Genomic DNA, 15444 nt, shown 5'->3' with positions numbered 1-15444 from the left:
CAACACGATGAGTGGGGAATTGAACGCGGCCTTCCACATGGCCGATGTGCGCAACAAGCGCATCAGCCGCCGTCGTGCGGTGGCGGTGGGCGAGCTGCATGCCGGCCCGGTGGCGTATCCGCTGATCGTCGAGCGCCGCCTGCCCAAGGGCGATGCGCTGGTGATGGCCGAGATTGCCGGCCTGCAGGGCGCGAAGATGGCCTCGATGCTGATGCCGCTGTGCCACCCGCTGCCGCTGGAACTGGTGCAGGTGTTCTGCGCGCCTGTGCCGGAACGGCAGGCGATCCGCGTGTGGTGCGAGTGCGCCAGCGAGGCGCGCACCGGCGTGGAGATGGAGGCACTGGCCGGCGTCAACGCAGCGCTGCTGACCCTGTACGACCTGAGCAAGCCGGTGGAACCTGCGCTGCGCATCGAAGGCATCCGCCTGCTGTTCAAGGAAGGCGGCAAGCGCGGTGTCTGGCTGCACCCCGACGGCATGGACGATGCCGAGCGCGCGCGTTTCAAGCCGCGTGCACCGAAGGGCCTGCAGGGCGCGGCCTGCGCGGTGATCACGCTGAGTGATCGCGCCAGCGAAGGCACCTATGAGGATGTGTCCGGCCCAACCCTGGTGGCCGGCCTGAAAAAGCTGGGTGGCGAGGTGGTGGCCGCCGAGGTCTTGCCCGATGGCATCGAGCCATTGGCGGGCCGCCTGCAGGCCTTGGCCGCCGAGGGCGTGCGCCTGTGCCTGTGCACCGGCGGTACCGGGCTGGGCCCGCGTGACCTGACCCCGGAGGCGCTGCGTTCCTTGAACGCGCGGCCGGTGCATGGCCTGGCGCAGATGGTGCGGGCACTGAGTGCACAGCACACGCCGATGGCCTGGCTGAGCCGCGCCGAGGTGGTGCAGCTGGGCAACATGCTGGTGTTCGCATTGCCCGGCAGCCCGAAGGCGGCGGCGCAGTGCCTGGACATCCTGGCGCCGGTACTGGGCCACGCCCTGGCGATGGTCGATGGTGGTGGCCACTGATGATTGCCTACAGCGAAGCCTTGCAGCACCTGCTGGACGCGGCCACGCCGCTGCCGGCCGAGTGCGTGCCGCTGCATGAAGCCGGCGGCCGTACCCTGGTCAGTCACATTCACAGCGGGCAGTCGTTGCCGCCGTTCGACAATTCGGCGATGGACGGCTTCGCGCTGCGTGCCAACGGCGCGACGTTCGAGGCCGGTACCGAATTCGCGGTGCAGGGCTGGCAGGCAGCCGGCGATGCCGGCGCCGAAGGCGGCGAGGGTGCCTGGGAAATCATGACCGGTGCGCGCATGCCGTCCGGGCTGGACACAGTGGTACCGGTCGAGAACGTGGAGATCCTCGCCAGCGAGGAGGGGCGCCCGACCCGCATCGCCCTGAAGGCATCGGTGAAGCCGGGCCAGAACGTGCGCCTGCGCGGCGAGGATGTAAGCGACGGCGAGCGCGTGCTGCAGGCCGGGCAGGTGCTGGACATCAACACGCGCACCCTGCTGCATGCGATCGGCGTGGGCGAGGTGGCGGTGGTGGCGCGGCCAAAGGCGGCGGTGATTGCTACCGGCAAGGAGCTGGTGACCGAGGCGGCGCAGACGCTGGCATCCGGGCAGATCCGAGACAGCAACCGGCCGTATCTGGTAGGCCGCCTGCAGGCCGCCGGTGCCGAAGTGGTCTGGCAGGGCACGGTGGGCGACGACGTGGCCGCGTTCAACGCGGTGCTGGATGAAGCGCTGGACGCGGGTGCGCAGCTGTTGATCAGCACCGGGGCGGTGTCGGCCGGCCGCTACGATTTCATTCCCGACGCGCTGCGCGGCCGCGGTGCGCGTATCGTGTTCCACAAGGTGGCGATCCGCCCGGGCAAGCCGCTGCTGTTTGCGGTGCTGCCCAATGGCGCGCTGTATTTCGGCCTGCCCGGCAACCCGGTGTCGGCTGCGGTGGGCCAGCGCTTCTTCGTCGAACCGGTGCTGCGCCGCCTGCTGGGGCTGGCACCGGAGCCGGTGCTGACGTTGCCCCTGCAGGCCGACGTGCGCACGCCGCCCGGCCTGCGCTTCCACGCGCGGGCGCGGGTGGAGGTGGACGCACAGGGGCGCCTGAGTGCGCGCGTGCTGGCCGGGCAGGAGTCGTTCCGTTTGATGTCCATGCTGCAGGCCAACGCCTGGGTGGTGCTGGAAGGCGAGGGAGGTCTGGCCAGTGCTGGCACCTACGTGCGCGTGCAGGGCTGGGGTCATCAGGACCCGGTGCAGCTGGCGAGCCAGGAGTCATGATGAGACAGGTAATTCTGCAGTTGTTCGGCGCGTTCTCCGATCTGGATGCCAGCCGCGAGATTGCCGTGGAGGTGGCCGGTGGCACCGTGGCCGACCTGCGCCAGGCGCTGCGTGAGCTGCTGCCGACGCGTTGGCCGGATTTCCGTGCGGGCCTGCTGGACTATTCGGCGTTCGCCGACCAGCAACGCGTGCTGCGCGACCACGAGGCACTGCCCGACGATGGGCGGGTGGCGATCCTGCCGCCGGTAAGCGGGGGTTGAACCATGAGCGGGAACGTCATCGTCAAAGTGGTGGACCGTGCACATGCCGAAATCGATCCGGCCGAGGGCATCGCCGCGGTATCCGATCCGGGGTTTGGCGGCATCGATGTGTTCATCGGCAAGGTGCGCGATGTGAACATCGGCCGCGCAGTGACCGGCATCACCTACGACCTGTTCGAGCCGCTGGTGCTGAACGAGTTCAAGCGCCTGGCCGCCGAGGTCGAGGCCACGTTCGGCCCGAAGCTGAAGCTGTATGTGGCCCACGCCAGGGGCCGGCTCGGTATTGGTGACGTGGCGGTGGTGGTCGCCGCCGGCAGCCCGCACCGTGACGAGGCGTTCCGCGCCTGCCGGCAGTTGATCGAGGTGGTGAAGCACCAGTGCCCGATCTGGAAGCAGGAGCATTACGAAGACGGCGACAGCCAGTGGAGCGAGGGTTGCAGCCTCTGCCATGCGGACGATGAGCCTGCGCATGCGCACAGCCACAGCCCGTGACGCCAGTAGATCCACGCCATGCGTGGATGGGGCTCTCCCGGCGGACCCGGCTGATGCAGCCACGCATGGCGTGGCTCTACCATGAATAAAACCGTCAACGGCATCGTACTGGCCGGTGGACTGTCCAGCCGGATGGGCAGCGACAAGGCGCTGCTGCCCTGGCAGGGACGAACGTTGCTGGAACACATGCGGGGCCTGTTGAAGCAGGCCGGCGCGCGCGAGGTCTGGGTCAGCGGCAACTACCCGGCCTTCGGCGGCATCCCCGATCGTGTGCCCCGATGCGGGCCACTGGGCGGGCTCTACAGCGCGGCGATGCAGATGCCTGACGGCCCGGCCTGGGTGGTGCCGGTGGACACGCCACTGTTGAGCGCGGTACTGCTGCAGCGATTGTGCCTGGCAGAAGACACCGCCTGCGCGGTGTTTGCCGACGAACCATTGCCGATGCGGTTGCAGATCGATGATCATTGCCGCCGCGTGCTGCAGGAGCTGATTGAAGATCCGACCGCGCGTCGTTCACTGCGCGTCCTGCAGCAACGCCTGGGCGTGACCCGGTTGCCGTTGGCGCCAGGGGATCAGGCGTTGTTGCTCAACTGCAATACCCCGTCGGAATGGGAGTCCACCGCACCATGAAAGTCCAGCTGCAACAGCAATCGATGCGCCTGCGCGTGGATGAAGAGGAACTGGCGCGGCTGCTGGCCGGTGAGTCGTTGGAGAACTTGACACGCTTTGGCGGCGGCGGTGGCTGGGGTGTGGCACTGTCGCTGCATGCCGGCGATCAGGCGGTGCTGCTCGATGGCGGTACGTTCTGCCGGCTGGTGCTGCCACGCGAAGCAGTGGAGGCACTGGCGGCGCGCCTGCCGTGCCGTGAGGGTCTTGGCTTCGGCATCGCATTGGATGACGACAGCATGCTGCAACTCCAGTTCGACGTGGATGTGCGCGACAGCGTGCGGCAGCGTGGCCCGCAACGGCGTTCGGCCCCTGCGTCGGAGTAGGTGCATTGCGCAGGGGCGGGCGGCACGCTGTCGTATGATGGGGGCCTTCGTTCCTGCGTCGCTGTAATGCCCCTGAACCCCTCTGCTCCTTCTCCGCCGCGACCGGCCACGCCCAATCCCGCGGCGGCCGATGACGGTGATGCGCTGCATTTCTGCAGCACCTGCGCGTTCTCCGATGCCTGCATCTCGCAGGGCTATGACAAGACCGCGCTGGGCGAGCTGCACGTGCTGGTTGACCACGTGGGTCCGTTCCAGGCTGGTGACTACCTGTTCCGTGCGGGCGATCCGTTCGACTCGATCGCCGCCGTGCGTGCCGGCATGGTCAAGACCTTTGTCGATGACAGCCAGGGCAACGAGCAGGTGCTGGGTTTCAGCCTGCCCGGTGAAGTGATCGGGCTCAATGCCATCCATGGCGCGCGCTTCCCCTGCAATGCCGTGGCGTTGGACACGGTCTACCTGTGCCGTATTTCCTTTCCGCGCCTGAGCCTGCTGGCCACCCGCATGCCGGGGCTGCAGGCCCGGCTGTTCAGCCTGCTCAGTGCCGAGATCGGCAAGGTCGCCACGCTGGCCGCCAACCATCGCACCGAAGAGCGCATGGCGGCGTTCCTGCTGGATCTTTCCGAGCGCTATGCACGACGCGGATTCTCGGCCACCCGGTTCAACCTGAGCATGGCCCGTACCGAGATCGCCAACTACCTGCGGATGGCGCCGGAAACGGTGAGCCGGGTGCTGCGCCGGCTGAGCGATGAGGGTGTGATTGCAGTCAACCAACGTGAGATGCTGTTGCTGAAACCCGAACGGCTGGCGGCGTTGTCCGTGGCCAGGGAATCCGATCCGGACTGACCAGACAGCCAAGGGGCCGACCATGAAACGAGCGGGACTGTTGTTGCTGGGACTGCTGGCCACGGTGCCGGCCTGGGCGGCCGACCTGACGGTGTCGGCGGCGTCGAGCCTGACCGAAAGCTTCCGCGAACTGGGCGCGGCCTACGAGAAGGCGCACCCGGGCACCAAGGTCGATTTCAACTTTGCCGCCTCCGGCGTGCTGTTGCAGCAGATCAGCCGTGGTGCGCCGGTGGATGTGTTCGCATCGGCCGACGAAACCACGATGGACCAGGCACAGCAGCAGGATCTGCTGGCGGCGGGCGCCCGCGAGGTGTTCGCGGTGAACGCATTGTGGGTGGTGGTGCCGCCGCAGGCCAAGGCGGTGCCGCGCACGTTGAAGGATCTGGCCGGTGCTGGCGTGCAGCGCATCGCATTGGGCAACCCGGACAGCGTGCCGGTCGGCCGCTATGCCAAGGGCGCGCTGGAGGCGGCGGGCCTGTGGCCATCGGTGCAGGGCAAGGTCATCACCACGCAGAACGTGCGCCAGTCGCTGGATTACGTCGCGCGGGGTGAAGTGGATGCCGGCTTCGTCTATGCCACCGATGCGCAGGCGATGCCCAACCGCGTGCGCCGTGCCTTCGCGGTGCCGGTGGCAGGGCGCATTGCCTATCCCCTGGCGGTGACCAAGGCCAGTGCGCAGCCGGCCGAAGCCAAGCGTTTCACCGCCTTCGTGCGTTCGGCACAGGGCCAGGCGATCCTGGCCGAACACGGGTTCGGCAAGCCCTGAGGCATGGATCTGGACTGGAGCGCACTGGGGTTGTCGCTGAAGGTGGCCGGTTGGGCCACCGCCATCAATCTGGTGCTGGGCGTGGCACTGGGCGCCCTGCTGGCGCGGCGGCGCTTTCCGGGCCGTGAACTGCTGGATTCGCTGCTGACCCTACCGATGGTGCTGCCCCCGACGGTGCTGGGCTACTACCTGCTGGTACTGATCGGTCGCAACGGCCCAGTCGGTGCATGGCTGCAATCGTGGTTCGGCATCAACCTGGTGTTCACCTGGCAGGCCGCGGTGATTGCGGCGGCGGTGGCCTCGCTGCCGCTGGTGTTCAAGCCGGCGCGCGCGGCGTTCGAGGAAGTGGACGGGCAGCTGGAGCAGGCCGCGCGCACGCTTGGAGTGTCCGAAGCAGCGGTGTTCTTCCGCATCACGTTGCCGCTGGCGTGGCGCGGCATTCTTGCCGGGCTGCTGCTGGCGTTTGCACGCGCGATGGGCGAGTTCGGTGCGACGCTGATGGTGGCCGGCAGCATTCCGGGTCGCACGCAGACGCTGTCGATCGCCATCTACGAGGCGGTGCAGGCCGGACAGGATGGGAAGGCCAATGCGCTGGTCATCCTGACCTCGGTGGTCTGCATCGTGATCCTGTTGCTGGCCGCGCGGCTGGTGGGCGGGCGTCGCCGGGAGCTGCGCGATGTGGCTTGACCTGCAGGTGCAGCGCCGCCTGGAGGCGGCTGGCCAGGATTTCGTGTTGGACGTATCGCTGCAGTGCACGCAGCGCCAGGTGGTGCTGTTCGGGCCTTCGGGCGCGGGCAAGAGCCTGACGCTGAAGGCGGTGGCCGGGCTGCTGCGGCCGAGCCAGGGTCATGTACGGCTGCAGGGGCAGACTCTGTTCGATGCGGCCAACGGCGTGGATCTGCCGCCGCAACGCCGCCGGTTGGGCTATGTGTTCCAGGACTACGCGTTGTTCCCGCACCTGAGCGTGCGCCAGAACGTGGCGTTCGGTCTGCAGAAGGGGTGGTTGAATCCGCGCGTGGGCCAGCGCTTCGATGCGGTGGAGCAGTGGTTGCACGCATTCCGCATCGACACGGTGGGCGATCTGCTGCCCGCGCAGGTCTCCGGTGGCCAGCGTCAGCGCACTGCACTGGCGCGCGCGCTGGTGACACAACCGCAGGCGTTGCTGCTGGATGAGCCGTTCTCCGCGCTGGACCATGACCTGCGCCAGCACCTGCGGCAGGAGCTGGAGGCCGTGCTGGACAAGACCGGCATCCCGTTGTTGCTGATCAGCCACGACCCGCAGGACGTGGCCATGTTCGGCCAGCAGGTCGCGCGCGTGGTGGACGGCCGCATTGTCGGAGGCTGACCTGCACCTGTAGAGCCGAGCCCATGCTCGGCTGCTCTGCGCGACACCGCCAACAGCAGCCGAGCATGGGCTCGGCTCTACAGGATCAAAGGATCAAAGGATCAAAGGATCAATACAGCTCACAGTGCGTGCGGCCTTCACCCCGCAGCGCGTCCCAATGCCCGTCGCCACCGATGGCATCGATGGCCTCGCGCACCGCAGCCTCCAGATGACTCTTGTTGCCGCACAGGTAAAGATGCCCGCCGCGGGCCAGGACGTCGCGCACCTCGCTGGCGCGCTGCTGCAGCACGTGCTGCACATAGACCTTTTCGGCACCATCGCGCGAGAACGCGGTATGCAGGCCGGCCAGCACGCCACGCGTGTGCCAGTCCTGCAGCTGTTCGCGGTACAGGTAATCGTGCTGGCGGTGCTTCTCGCCGAACACCAGGTGCACCTCGCGTTCGCAGGCATTGGCCTGCAGCTCCTGCATCAGGCCCATCAGCGGTGCGATGCCGGTGCCGGTGCCGACCAGCAGCAGCGGCGCTTCGCCGGTGTCAGGTAGATGGAATCCGGGGTTGGAGCGGCAGTACACACGGGCATGGTCGCCGCCATGCAGCAGGCTGCCTGTGGCAGTGCCGAAGCGCTCACGGTCGCGCAGGGTGTAGCGCACTTCGCGCACGCACAGGCTCAACTGGTCGTCGCACGGGTGCGAGGCGATGGAATAAGCGCGCGGCAGCCGCGGTGACAGCAGTTCGTGCAACCGGGCCAGCGGCACGCTGTCCGGCGTGGCGTGGTCCTGCAGCACGTCCAGCAGGTCCAGGCCATGCAGGTAGGCTTCCAGCTCGCGCTTCTGGCTGACCTTCAACAGGCCCTTCAGCAGCTCGCTGCCGCCCAGCTTGGCCAGCTCGCGCAGCACGCCCTTGCTGAGCAGGCGCAGCGCGCGGTCATGCAGGGCGGCCACGGCGGCGTTGTCGCCATACCAGGTGGCCAGCGCTTGCAGCAGGGCAGGATCGTTTTCCGGCACCACGTGCAGCGTGTCGCCGGCACGGTAGGCCATGCCGCTACCGCTGATGTCCAGCTGCAGATGCCAGGCCGCCGGATTGCTGCTGTTCAAGCGGCGGCGTTCGAGAATGGGAGCGGCAAACGCATTGTCTTCCCCATAGGCAGTGACCTGCAGGTGCAGGTCCTGGCCAGCGTTGAGGTCGCCATCCAGCACCTGGCCGAGCACCGGCTGCCATTGCTGGAAGAACTGCTCGTAGCCCAGGTCGGCATCCACGCGGTGCAGCAGCGGCTGCGCCTGGCGCTCGCTCAGTGCGGCATCCAGTGCCTTGGTGAAGCCGCAGAAGCTGGGGTAGCCGGTGTCACCAAGGCCGAACACCGCGTAGCGCAGGCCGCTCAGCGTCGGGGTCTGGCGCAGTGTTTCGAAGAACTGCTCGCCATTGGCCGGCGGTTCGCCATCGCCGAACGAGCTGGAAATCGCCAGCAGCACATCGCCGTGGCCGAGACTGGCCACGTCGATGTCGTTGAACGGGAGCACCTGCGGCGCGTGGGGCTGCAGGTCCGCGCCCAGGCGCTGGGCCAGGGCGCGGGCGTTGCCCGACTCGGACGCAAAGCCCACCAGCAGGCGGCTGAAGGGCGTACTGGTCGGGAGAGCGTTCACGCGGCCTCGTAGAAGTCGTCGAACTTTTCCTTGCTGAACTCGACCAGGTCGTAGTTCTGCATCAGGTCGTTCACCACGCGGCGGATGCTGATGTAGGAGGTGATGTTGCCGTCGGCGTCGAACAGGGGCTGCACGGTGGTGTCTACCACGTAGAGCACGCCGCCCTTGCCCAGGTTTGGCACGATGCCGGTCCAGGTCTTGCCGGCCTTGATGGTGTCCCACATGTCCTTGTAGACCGCCTTGGGTACATCCGGGTGGCGCACGATGCTGTGCGGCTGGCCGATCAGTTCCTCGCGGGCGAAGCCGGTGAGGGTGCAGAACAGGTCGTTGGCGTAGGTGATGTTGCCCTGCAGGTCGGTGGTGGAGATCACCATGACGTTCTGCATGGCGTTCAGCAGCTGGGCGTTGTCGGGGGTGTAGCTCATCGCAGGGTCCTTGTGGATGCCGGCAACGCCGGCGTGTTCGGGTCCTGCATAGAAATACGCCCGCACGGCGGCGGGCAGTTTGACATTGGTCAAGTGGGGCGCGCGATGGCCTGCGACCGGGTGTCGCAGGGGGCATCTCTGTAGAGCCGAGCCCATGCTCGGCTTATGCGGCAAACGGGATTGCCAGCAGCCGAGCGTGGGCTCGGCTCTACAGAAAGGGCAAGGCTTCAACCCATCAGATAGCGCAGCACACCGGCGGAGACCACGCCGATCAGCACTGTCGGCAGCATCGACAGGCGTGTGGCGGCCAGCAGGGTGATCGCCAGCGCGGCGAGGTCGGCGGGCTTGTCGGCGACGAAGTCCGGGGCGATCACCGAGATCAGCACGCAGCCCGGCGCAGCTTCCATCACCGTCACGGCGCGCTTGCTCAACGTGCGGTTGCGCAGCGCGAGGAAGCCGACGATGCGGGTCAGGTAGGTCGCGGCCGCCATCAGCACGATGGTCAGCACCGAGGTCCAGTGGATCAGTCCATTGAAGATCATGCCGCGTCCTCCGCCAGCAGCCAGGCGGCCGCCAGGCCGGCCAGTGCGCCGCTGGCCACGTACCACGCGCCCGGAATCAGCAGGTAGGTGGCGGCGGCCACGATCAGGCTGACCAGCCACGGCCGCGCCGCCTTCATGCCCTGCCACATGCCGCGCAGCAGCACCAGGAATACCGCAGGGAAGGCCATGTCGAAACCGTAGGCATGGATGTCGCCCAACATCGGGCCGACGATCGCGCCCAGTGCCGTGCAGGCCACCCAGACCGTGTACAGGCCGGCCGAAACGCCCAGGTAATAGGCCAGGCTGAAGCCGAGCGCACGGCGGCGCGCATCGGCAACGCCCATCGCCCAGCTTTCGTCGCACATGAAGAACAGCGCCGGCAGCACCCGGCGGCGCGGCAGATGCTGCAGCAGCGGAGCCAGGCTGGCGCCCATCAGCAGGTGGCGGCTGTTGACCAGCGCGGTGATCGCCACGATCAAGGCGATGTGCGGTGGCGAGGTCCACAGTTCGACGGCGGCGAATTCCGAGCCGCCAGCGAAGTTGAGGCCGGTCATCAGCGGCACTTCCAATGCGCTCAGGCCCTTCTGGGCCGCCTGCGCGCCGAGTACCAGTGCGAAGGGAATGAAGCCGATCATCACCGGTACGGCGGCGCGCAGGCCGCGCAGGAATTCGGCGCGCGGGGCGGTATCGCAGCTATCGGGCAGGGGGAGGGTGGTACGGGCGTCCATGGAGCGGCACAACGAGATGGGGGTGGCCCATGCTAGCGGTCCGATCGCGAAATCGGGTTGCGTTGATGCCATTCAGTTCGGGAATATTGAGATTCCATGCGGTCAAGGTCGCCAAAGGTGAAATCCTATGCGGTATCAGCTCGACAATCTCGATCGCCGCATCCTTGATGCCCTGCAGCGTGACGGCCGCCTGCAGAACCTGGAGCTGGCCCGGCAGGTGGGCCTTTCGCCCTCGGCCTGCCTGCGGCGGGTGCGGCTGCTGGAGGAAGGCGGCTACATCGACCGCTACGTCGCCCTGCTGAACGAGGCCAAGGTGGGGCGTGGCTTCACGGTGTTCGTGCGCGTGTGGCTGCGGGGGCAGGACGAGGACACCACCAACCATTTCATCAACAGCATCAAGTCTTTCCCGGAAGTGCTTGAATGCCATCTGATGGCGGGCGACTGCGATTTCCTGCTGCGGGTGGCGGTGGCGGACCTTGATGCCTACCGGCAGTTCCAGATGCAGCATCTGAACCGGATCGCCGGGGTGCAGAACACCAAGACCGAGATTCCGATGCAGCGGATCAAGCAGACGACCCAGCTGCCGCTTTGAGGGATGGGGTTTGTGGCCGGGTTGCACCCGGCACCCGCGGGTAGTGCCGGCCGCTGGCCGGCAACCTCAGGAGCAACAGCAACAGCGATGCTCCGTGGGGCGGCGGGGCGGTGTGGCCAGGCTGGACACGCCGTAAACCCTTCCTTGGGGGCTCGATGGCGCCATCCATGGCGCCAACGGTCCTGCCTGGCCACACCGCCCCGCCGCCTGACAGTTCTCCGCGATCTGTCGGGGTCGGATCCCGTTGCTGCGCAACGGGCTCTGACCCCCATGCGTAGAGGGCGTGGTCTGTTCGATTCATTGATTCCTGATGCGTGACTGGCTCCACGGAGCCTGCCTCGACGCCAGGCCGTGGGCGGCGGTCATCGCAATGACATGTGACCCCGGTACGGTTTGAGTCCGCTTGCGGGTCGCGCGCGGGCCGGGGTTGCGGTCGTGGTGCGCGTCCACTGCAGCTGCTGTCGCTGCCGAGGGTCATGTGTTCTACGTCAGGGGGCTGAATGGACACCATGCGGTCAGAACTTGGAAGGTGGCCATCGCCGCATGGCTGCTGCTGTCCTTTGCCGCTGCCGCACAGGACGCTGTTCATGCCTACGACATCCCTGCGCAGCCGCTGGAGCAGGCGGTCGAGCGCTTCAGCGTCATCAGTGGGTGGTCCGTGATGTACCCGGGCGATCTTGCCGCAGGGCGCAGCAGCCATGTGCTGCGCGCCAGCCTGGCGCCGCTGCCTGCCTTGCAGGTTCTGTTGCAGGATTCCGGCATCGAGGCCGAGGTGATCGGCGAGCAGCGCGTGGTGCTGCGTCGGCGCACGTCCTCGAAGGCCGAACCCGGCATTGACGCGGAACTGCCCGATGCCGAGCGGCGCCGCCGCTACGGTGGCCTGCAGCAACGCCTGCGCGCAGCGTTCTGTGACGATCCCGACCTGGCGCCAGGTCGCTATGCCGCGACCCTGCGTTTCAGCGTTGGCAGAGACGGCCAGGTGCATGACCCCGAACTGCTATCCGGCAGTGGCAGCGCCAGTCGCGATGCGCGCCTGCTGCAGGCGCTGCAGGGCTTGGCGCTGGCAGGCGAAGCCGCCGCGCTGCCGCAGCCGGTGACGCTGCAGATCCGCCCTTCCGGCACCGACCACGACTGTGGCCGGCGTACGCCCCTTCCATGACTTCAAGGATTCGAACATGAGCAACGGTACGGCTGGGGCAGTTGACCTGATGGATCACCTTCTGGGCGCCTATGACGAACTGAAGCGCAGGCTGGTGCGCAAGCTGGGCTCGGAGGAGCTGGCCGGCGATGCGCTGCAGGACACCTGGATGCGCCTGAGCGCGCGCCGTGACCGCCTGGATGCGGTGCAGAATCCTGCGGCCTACCTGTTGCGCATGGCGATGAACACAGTGATTGATCGCCAACGTGCCGATCACCGGTTGCTCAGCCTGGAAGAAGTGGACACGCTGATGGACATGGCCGATCCGTCACCGGGCCCGGCACAGGCGGCCGAGCTGGAGTTCGCGCTGGAAGACATGGTCGGGCTGCTGCAGCGCATGCCCGAGCGCCGTCGCCGCATCCTGCTGGCGATCCGCGTCGACGGCCTGCAGCAGCGCGACGTGGCCGATCACCTCGGTGTATCGCTGCGGCTGGTGCAGCGCGAGCTGAAGGCGGCCCAGGATTACCTGGCCGAACGCAGTGGGCAGGGGCGCCAGGTGCGGTTCTGAGCGGCGGCATCCGTCTACACTTTGACGCCGAGCAGAACCCCGCAGCGTGCGGGTCCGGCATGAGTCCCCATGGATCCTGACGATCGCCCGCAACGCCCGCTGGATGCCGTCGAGCGTCAGGCCCACGCGTGGGTGGTGCGGTTGACCTCGGGCGAAGCCACTGCCGCCGATGGGGACAGGTTCCGCGCGTGGTGTGAGGCAGACACCCGTCATCGCGAGGCGTTCGGCCGTGCGCGCCGGCAATGGGAGCAGGTCCGTCTGGCGGGCGAGCAGTTGCCCGCCGCCGCGCGCCAACCGCTCGCGCCGACGCCGGCCCAGCGCTGGAGCCGGCGTGCCTTCCTGGGCGCGGCGATTGCCGCACCGGCCAGCCTGGTGGTGGTGGCGGCGATCCGTCCGCCGCTGGGATTATGGCCCTCGATGACGGCGATGGCGGCCGATTTCCACACCGGCACCGGTGAACGGCTGCAGATTGCACCCTTGCCGCAGCTGAAGATCGAACTGGATACGCAGAGCAGCCTGCGTCGGCGCGCGGACGCACAGGGCGAAGGCTTCGAGCTGATGCAGGGGCAGGCCGCGATCGAGACCCGGGCCGGCTTGCGCCTGGCGCTGTTCGCGGGGGCGGGCTGCGTGATTGCCGATGAAGGTGCGGTGCGCCTGGACGTGCGCAACACCCAGGGCCAGGTGCGGGTGACCTGCCTGCAGGGCAGTGCCCGCATCGAGCACCCGCAGGGCCGGTTGCAGCTGCAGGCCGGCCAGCAGACCCACTACGACGAGCGCCTCAGTGGCGTGGTGGCCGAGGCTGTGGCCTCGGACGTGAGCGCCTGGACAGAGGGCATGCTGGTCTTCCGTCGCGCACCGCTGCGCGAGGTGGTGGACGAGATCAACCGCTATCGTCGTGGCAAGGTGCTGTTGGGTGAATCGGCATTGGCGCGCGCGCCGGTCAGCGGTCGCTTCCGCATCGATGATCCGGACGCCGCGCTGGAGCAGCTGCGACTGACGATGTCGCTGGATCTGCGTCGCTTTCCGGGTGGCATCGCCGTCCTTGGATAGATGAAGACGCTGGCCGTGCGCGTCGCGCAGGGCTGTTGCAAGCAAGGAGAAGCCAAGGATGCGCAACGAGACCATCGGCGTGCTGGATCTGCGTCGCAATCTATCTGCGTTGCTGGAAACAACCCAGCGACGGCCTTTGATGGTGCACCGCTACGGCTCGCCATGGGTGTGTGTGGTGTCCGACGCGCAGTGGCAGCAACAGGCTGTGCTGCTGGACTTCGATCCGCAGTCGCACCCGCTGGCGATGCTGTTGCGCCTGCAGCAGCAGGTGTTGCCACTGGCTGAAACCGGTGCGTTGCCGCCTGCGGCGCTTGCTCGCGCGCTGTTGCTGATGGACATGCATGGCATCGAGGATCTCGCGCAGCTGCACGAGCAGGTGCTGCACCATCGGCTGTGGCACTGGTTCGTGGCGGGCGCCCGCGGCGTGATGGACGGCTGGCAGCTGCCAGCGGTGCGCATTGCGATGGCGTCATGGTGCGATGACGTGGAGATGACGGATGCGCTGGTCGCGTTCGCCGCGCGCATCGACGTGGCGGTACTGGCCCGCCGCTGCGGCGGCGACGCACCGCGACTGCAGCGCGAAGCCTTCAGGCGGATGACGCTGCGATGACGTTGCCGATGAAGCACCACGCAGCGCACAGAGTTGCATTCGCGCTGTCGCTTCACCTGCCTTGCTGACGTCTTCTCCAGAGTACGACGCACCACGCGTCGCGGAGCACGGGCGACGCAGATGGCAGACAGTCGCAGGATCAGCATGCTGGAGCTGGATCGCCACCTGAGCCAGTCACTGGAGCAGGCGCGGCACACGCCCCTGAATGTGCAGCGTTACGGGCGCTCGTGGGTCTGGGTGCTGTCCAGTGATGCCTGGGTGGATGCAGCGCGTTGGGCGGCACTGGACAGCAGTGCGCATCCATTGGCGGCGCTACGAAAAGCCCTCGACCTGAATCTGCGGCCCTGGCCCGATGCGGCTATGGGCGCGCTGCCGCTTGACGCAGGCGATGCGCGGCTGCTGCAGCGTGCGGCCCTGCTGGTGATCATGCGTGATCTCAACAGCGCGCAGCGCGTCTACGACGACCTGCGCTACCACCAGGCCTACCGGATGTTCATTGGATTGGACCACGGCACCGCGTGGTCGCCGATGCAATGCGTGCGCCTGCTGCAGGCCTGCGTGCATCCGTTGCTGCGCGAGTGCATCGACGAAACGCTGGCCAGTGTGCCGCCGCACCTGTTCGAGGCGGCGCGCGTACCGGCTGCACATGCGCCTGCACAGGCACCCGCGCAGCGAATTGCAGGCGGATGTTTATCGTACTGACACATGCGCCGCTGACCATGGTGCAGCGGTCTCTTCCAGGATGACGAGGGCGGAACAATGGCAAGGCACGTGGGTGGTCGCAGGACTCGGCAGCAGGGCTTCAGCCTGATCGAGATCATGGTGGTGGTGGTGATCATCGGCATTCTTGCCGCGCTGATCGTGCCGCGGTTGATGGACCGTCCGGACCAGGCGCGCGTGGTGGCGGCGCGCCAGGACATTGCCGCATTGATGCAGGCCCTGAAGCTGTTCAAGCTGGACAACGGTCGCTATCCCAGTGCCGAGCAGGGCCTGCAGGCGCTGGTGAAGCCGCCGCAGGGCAGCGGTGGGTTGCCGGTGACGCCGTACCTGGATCGCCTGCCGAATGACCCATGGGGCCATCCGTACCAGTACCAGATTCCCGGAACCCATGGCGACATCGATGTGTTCTCGCTGGGGGCGGACAGCCAGCCCGGTGGCGACGCCGGAAACGCGGATATCGGCTCCTGGCAGCTGTGAG

21 protein-coding genes are annotated in these 15444 nt (G+C 67.4%); 17 read left to right on the top strand and 4 right to left on the bottom strand.

Annotation, left to right across the window (positions count from 1 at the left end; genetic code table 11):
* The first annotated feature begins 7 nt into the window (after positions 1-7).
* The 10 genes from moaCB to ACZK29_RS12100 all read left to right on the top strand — a co-directional run bounded on the left by moaCB (position 8) and on the right by ACZK29_RS12100 (position 6954).
* Complete coding sequence (moaCB, locus tag ACZK29_RS12145; RefSeq protein ID WP_478446067.1) at positions 8-1003, top strand: bifunctional molybdenum cofactor biosynthesis protein MoaC/MoaB; 996 nt, start codon at positions 8-10, stop codon at positions 1001-1003.
* The gene (locus ACZK29_RS12140; RefSeq protein ID WP_478446066.1) at positions 1003-2256 is read left to right on the top strand and encodes a molybdopterin molybdotransferase MoeA; all 1254 of its coding nucleotides are present in this window, start codon (positions 1003-1005) and stop codon (positions 2254-2256) included. Before moaCB ends, ACZK29_RS12140 begins: the two co-directional genes overlap by 1 nt.
* Positions 2256-2516, top strand: a complete 261-nt coding sequence (locus ACZK29_RS12135; protein ID WP_478446065.1) for a MoaD/ThiS family protein — start codon at positions 2256-2258, stop codon at positions 2514-2516. The genes ACZK29_RS12140 and ACZK29_RS12135 overlap by 1 nt, the downstream gene beginning before the upstream one ends.
* 3 nt (positions 2517-2519) lie before the next feature.
* Entirely contained in the window at positions 2520-3008 is a 489-nt protein-coding gene (locus tag ACZK29_RS12130; RefSeq protein ID WP_164146767.1) for a molybdenum cofactor biosynthesis protein MoaE, read from the top strand.
* 81 nt (positions 3009-3089) lie between these two features.
* A complete protein-coding gene (mobA, locus tag ACZK29_RS12125; RefSeq protein WP_478446064.1) occupies positions 3090-3638 on the top strand; it encodes a molybdenum cofactor guanylyltransferase in 549 nt (182 codons plus the stop codon).
* Complete coding sequence (locus tag ACZK29_RS12120) at positions 3635-4000, top strand: hypothetical protein (RefSeq protein WP_459046888.1); 366 nt, start codon at positions 3635-3637, stop codon at positions 3998-4000. The genes mobA and ACZK29_RS12120 overlap by 4 nt, the downstream gene beginning before the upstream one ends.
* A gap of 66 nt (positions 4001-4066) precedes the next feature.
* Positions 4067-4843, top strand: coding sequence for a helix-turn-helix domain-containing protein (locus tag ACZK29_RS12115; protein ID WP_111203797.1), 777 nt, complete (start codon positions 4067-4069; stop codon positions 4841-4843).
* A 22-nt stretch (positions 4844-4865) separates the two neighbouring features.
* The gene (modA, locus tag ACZK29_RS12110) at positions 4866-5609 is read left to right on the top strand and encodes a molybdate ABC transporter substrate-binding protein (RefSeq protein ID WP_111203796.1); all 744 of its coding nucleotides are present in this window, start codon (positions 4866-4868) and stop codon (positions 5607-5609) included.
* 3 nt (positions 5610-5612) lie between these two features.
* Positions 5613-6296 carry a molybdate ABC transporter permease subunit gene (gene modB / locus ACZK29_RS12105; RefSeq protein ID WP_019659885.1) on the top strand — a complete coding sequence of 228 codons (684 nt, stop codon included), beginning with the start codon at positions 5613-5615 and terminating at the stop codon, positions 6294-6296.
* Positions 6286-6954: an ATP-binding cassette domain-containing protein gene (locus ACZK29_RS12100; RefSeq protein WP_111203795.1), complete on the top strand. Its 669-nt coding sequence runs from the start codon at positions 6286-6288 to the stop codon at positions 6952-6954. The genes modB and ACZK29_RS12100 overlap by 11 nt, the downstream gene beginning before the upstream one ends.
* 109 nt (positions 6955-7063) lie before the next feature.
* Here the strand turns inward: ACZK29_RS12100 and ACZK29_RS12095 are convergent, their stop codons facing one another.
* The 4 genes from ACZK29_RS12095 to ACZK29_RS12080 form a co-directional block, all read right to left on the bottom strand.
* Positions 7064-8593, bottom strand: coding sequence for a diflavin oxidoreductase (locus ACZK29_RS12095; protein WP_478446063.1), 1530 nt, complete (start codon positions 8591-8593; stop codon positions 7064-7066).
* The gene (locus ACZK29_RS12090) at positions 8590-9018 is read right to left on the bottom strand and encodes a PAS domain-containing protein (protein WP_005409905.1); all 429 of its coding nucleotides are present in this window, start codon (positions 9016-9018) and stop codon (positions 8590-8592) included. The genes ACZK29_RS12095 and ACZK29_RS12090 overlap by 4 nt, the downstream gene beginning before the upstream one ends.
* 227 nt (positions 9019-9245) lie before the next feature.
* The gene (locus tag ACZK29_RS12085; RefSeq protein WP_005409898.1) at positions 9246-9560 is read right to left on the bottom strand and encodes an AzlD family protein; all 315 of its coding nucleotides are present in this window, start codon (positions 9558-9560) and stop codon (positions 9246-9248) included.
* A complete protein-coding gene (locus ACZK29_RS12080; protein ID WP_164146773.1) occupies positions 9557-10288 on the bottom strand; it encodes an AzlC family ABC transporter permease in 732 nt (243 codons plus the stop codon). Before ACZK29_RS12080 ends, ACZK29_RS12085 begins: the two co-directional genes overlap by 4 nt.
* Before the next feature lie 127 nt (positions 10289-10415).
* Between ACZK29_RS12080 and ACZK29_RS12075 the strand changes: the two genes are divergently transcribed.
* The 7 genes from ACZK29_RS12075 to gspG all read left to right on the top strand — a co-directional run bounded on the left by ACZK29_RS12075 (position 10416) and on the right by gspG (position 15443).
* On the top strand, positions 10416-10880 hold the full coding sequence (locus ACZK29_RS12075) for an Lrp/AsnC family transcriptional regulator (protein ID WP_111203793.1): 465 nt from the start codon (positions 10416-10418) through the stop codon (positions 10878-10880).
* A gap of 478 nt (positions 10881-11358) precedes the next feature.
* Entirely contained in the window at positions 11359-12039 is a 681-nt protein-coding gene (locus tag ACZK29_RS12070) for an STN domain-containing protein (RefSeq protein ID WP_478446062.1), read from the top strand.
* 16 nt (positions 12040-12055) lie between these two features.
* Positions 12056-12586: an RNA polymerase sigma factor gene (locus tag ACZK29_RS12065; RefSeq protein ID WP_111111120.1), complete on the top strand. Its 531-nt coding sequence runs from the start codon at positions 12056-12058 to the stop codon at positions 12584-12586.
* 69 nt (positions 12587-12655) lie between these two features.
* Complete coding sequence (locus ACZK29_RS12060) at positions 12656-13636, top strand: FecR family protein (protein ID WP_478446061.1); 981 nt, start codon at positions 12656-12658, stop codon at positions 13634-13636.
* A gap of 58 nt (positions 13637-13694) precedes the next feature.
* Complete coding sequence (locus ACZK29_RS12055) at positions 13695-14246, top strand: hypothetical protein (protein ID WP_111203790.1); 552 nt, start codon at positions 13695-13697, stop codon at positions 14244-14246.
* A 144-nt stretch (positions 14247-14390) separates the two neighbouring features.
* Positions 14391-14948 (top strand): hypothetical protein, encoded by a 558-nt coding sequence (locus ACZK29_RS12050; protein WP_478446060.1) that lies wholly within the window; start codon positions 14391-14393, stop codon positions 14946-14948.
* A gap of 57 nt (positions 14949-15005) precedes the next feature.
* Positions 15006-15443, top strand: coding sequence for a type II secretion system major pseudopilin GspG (gspG, locus tag ACZK29_RS12045; protein ID WP_111203788.1), 438 nt, complete (start codon positions 15006-15008; stop codon positions 15441-15443).
* The last annotated feature ends 1 nt before the right edge of the window (position 15444 follow it).

The organism is Stenotrophomonas sp. 89682_Sma, from assembly GCF_056481405.1.
Note: the sequence above shows the minus strand (reverse complement) of the source record. Positions and strands in the feature narration are given on the sequence as shown.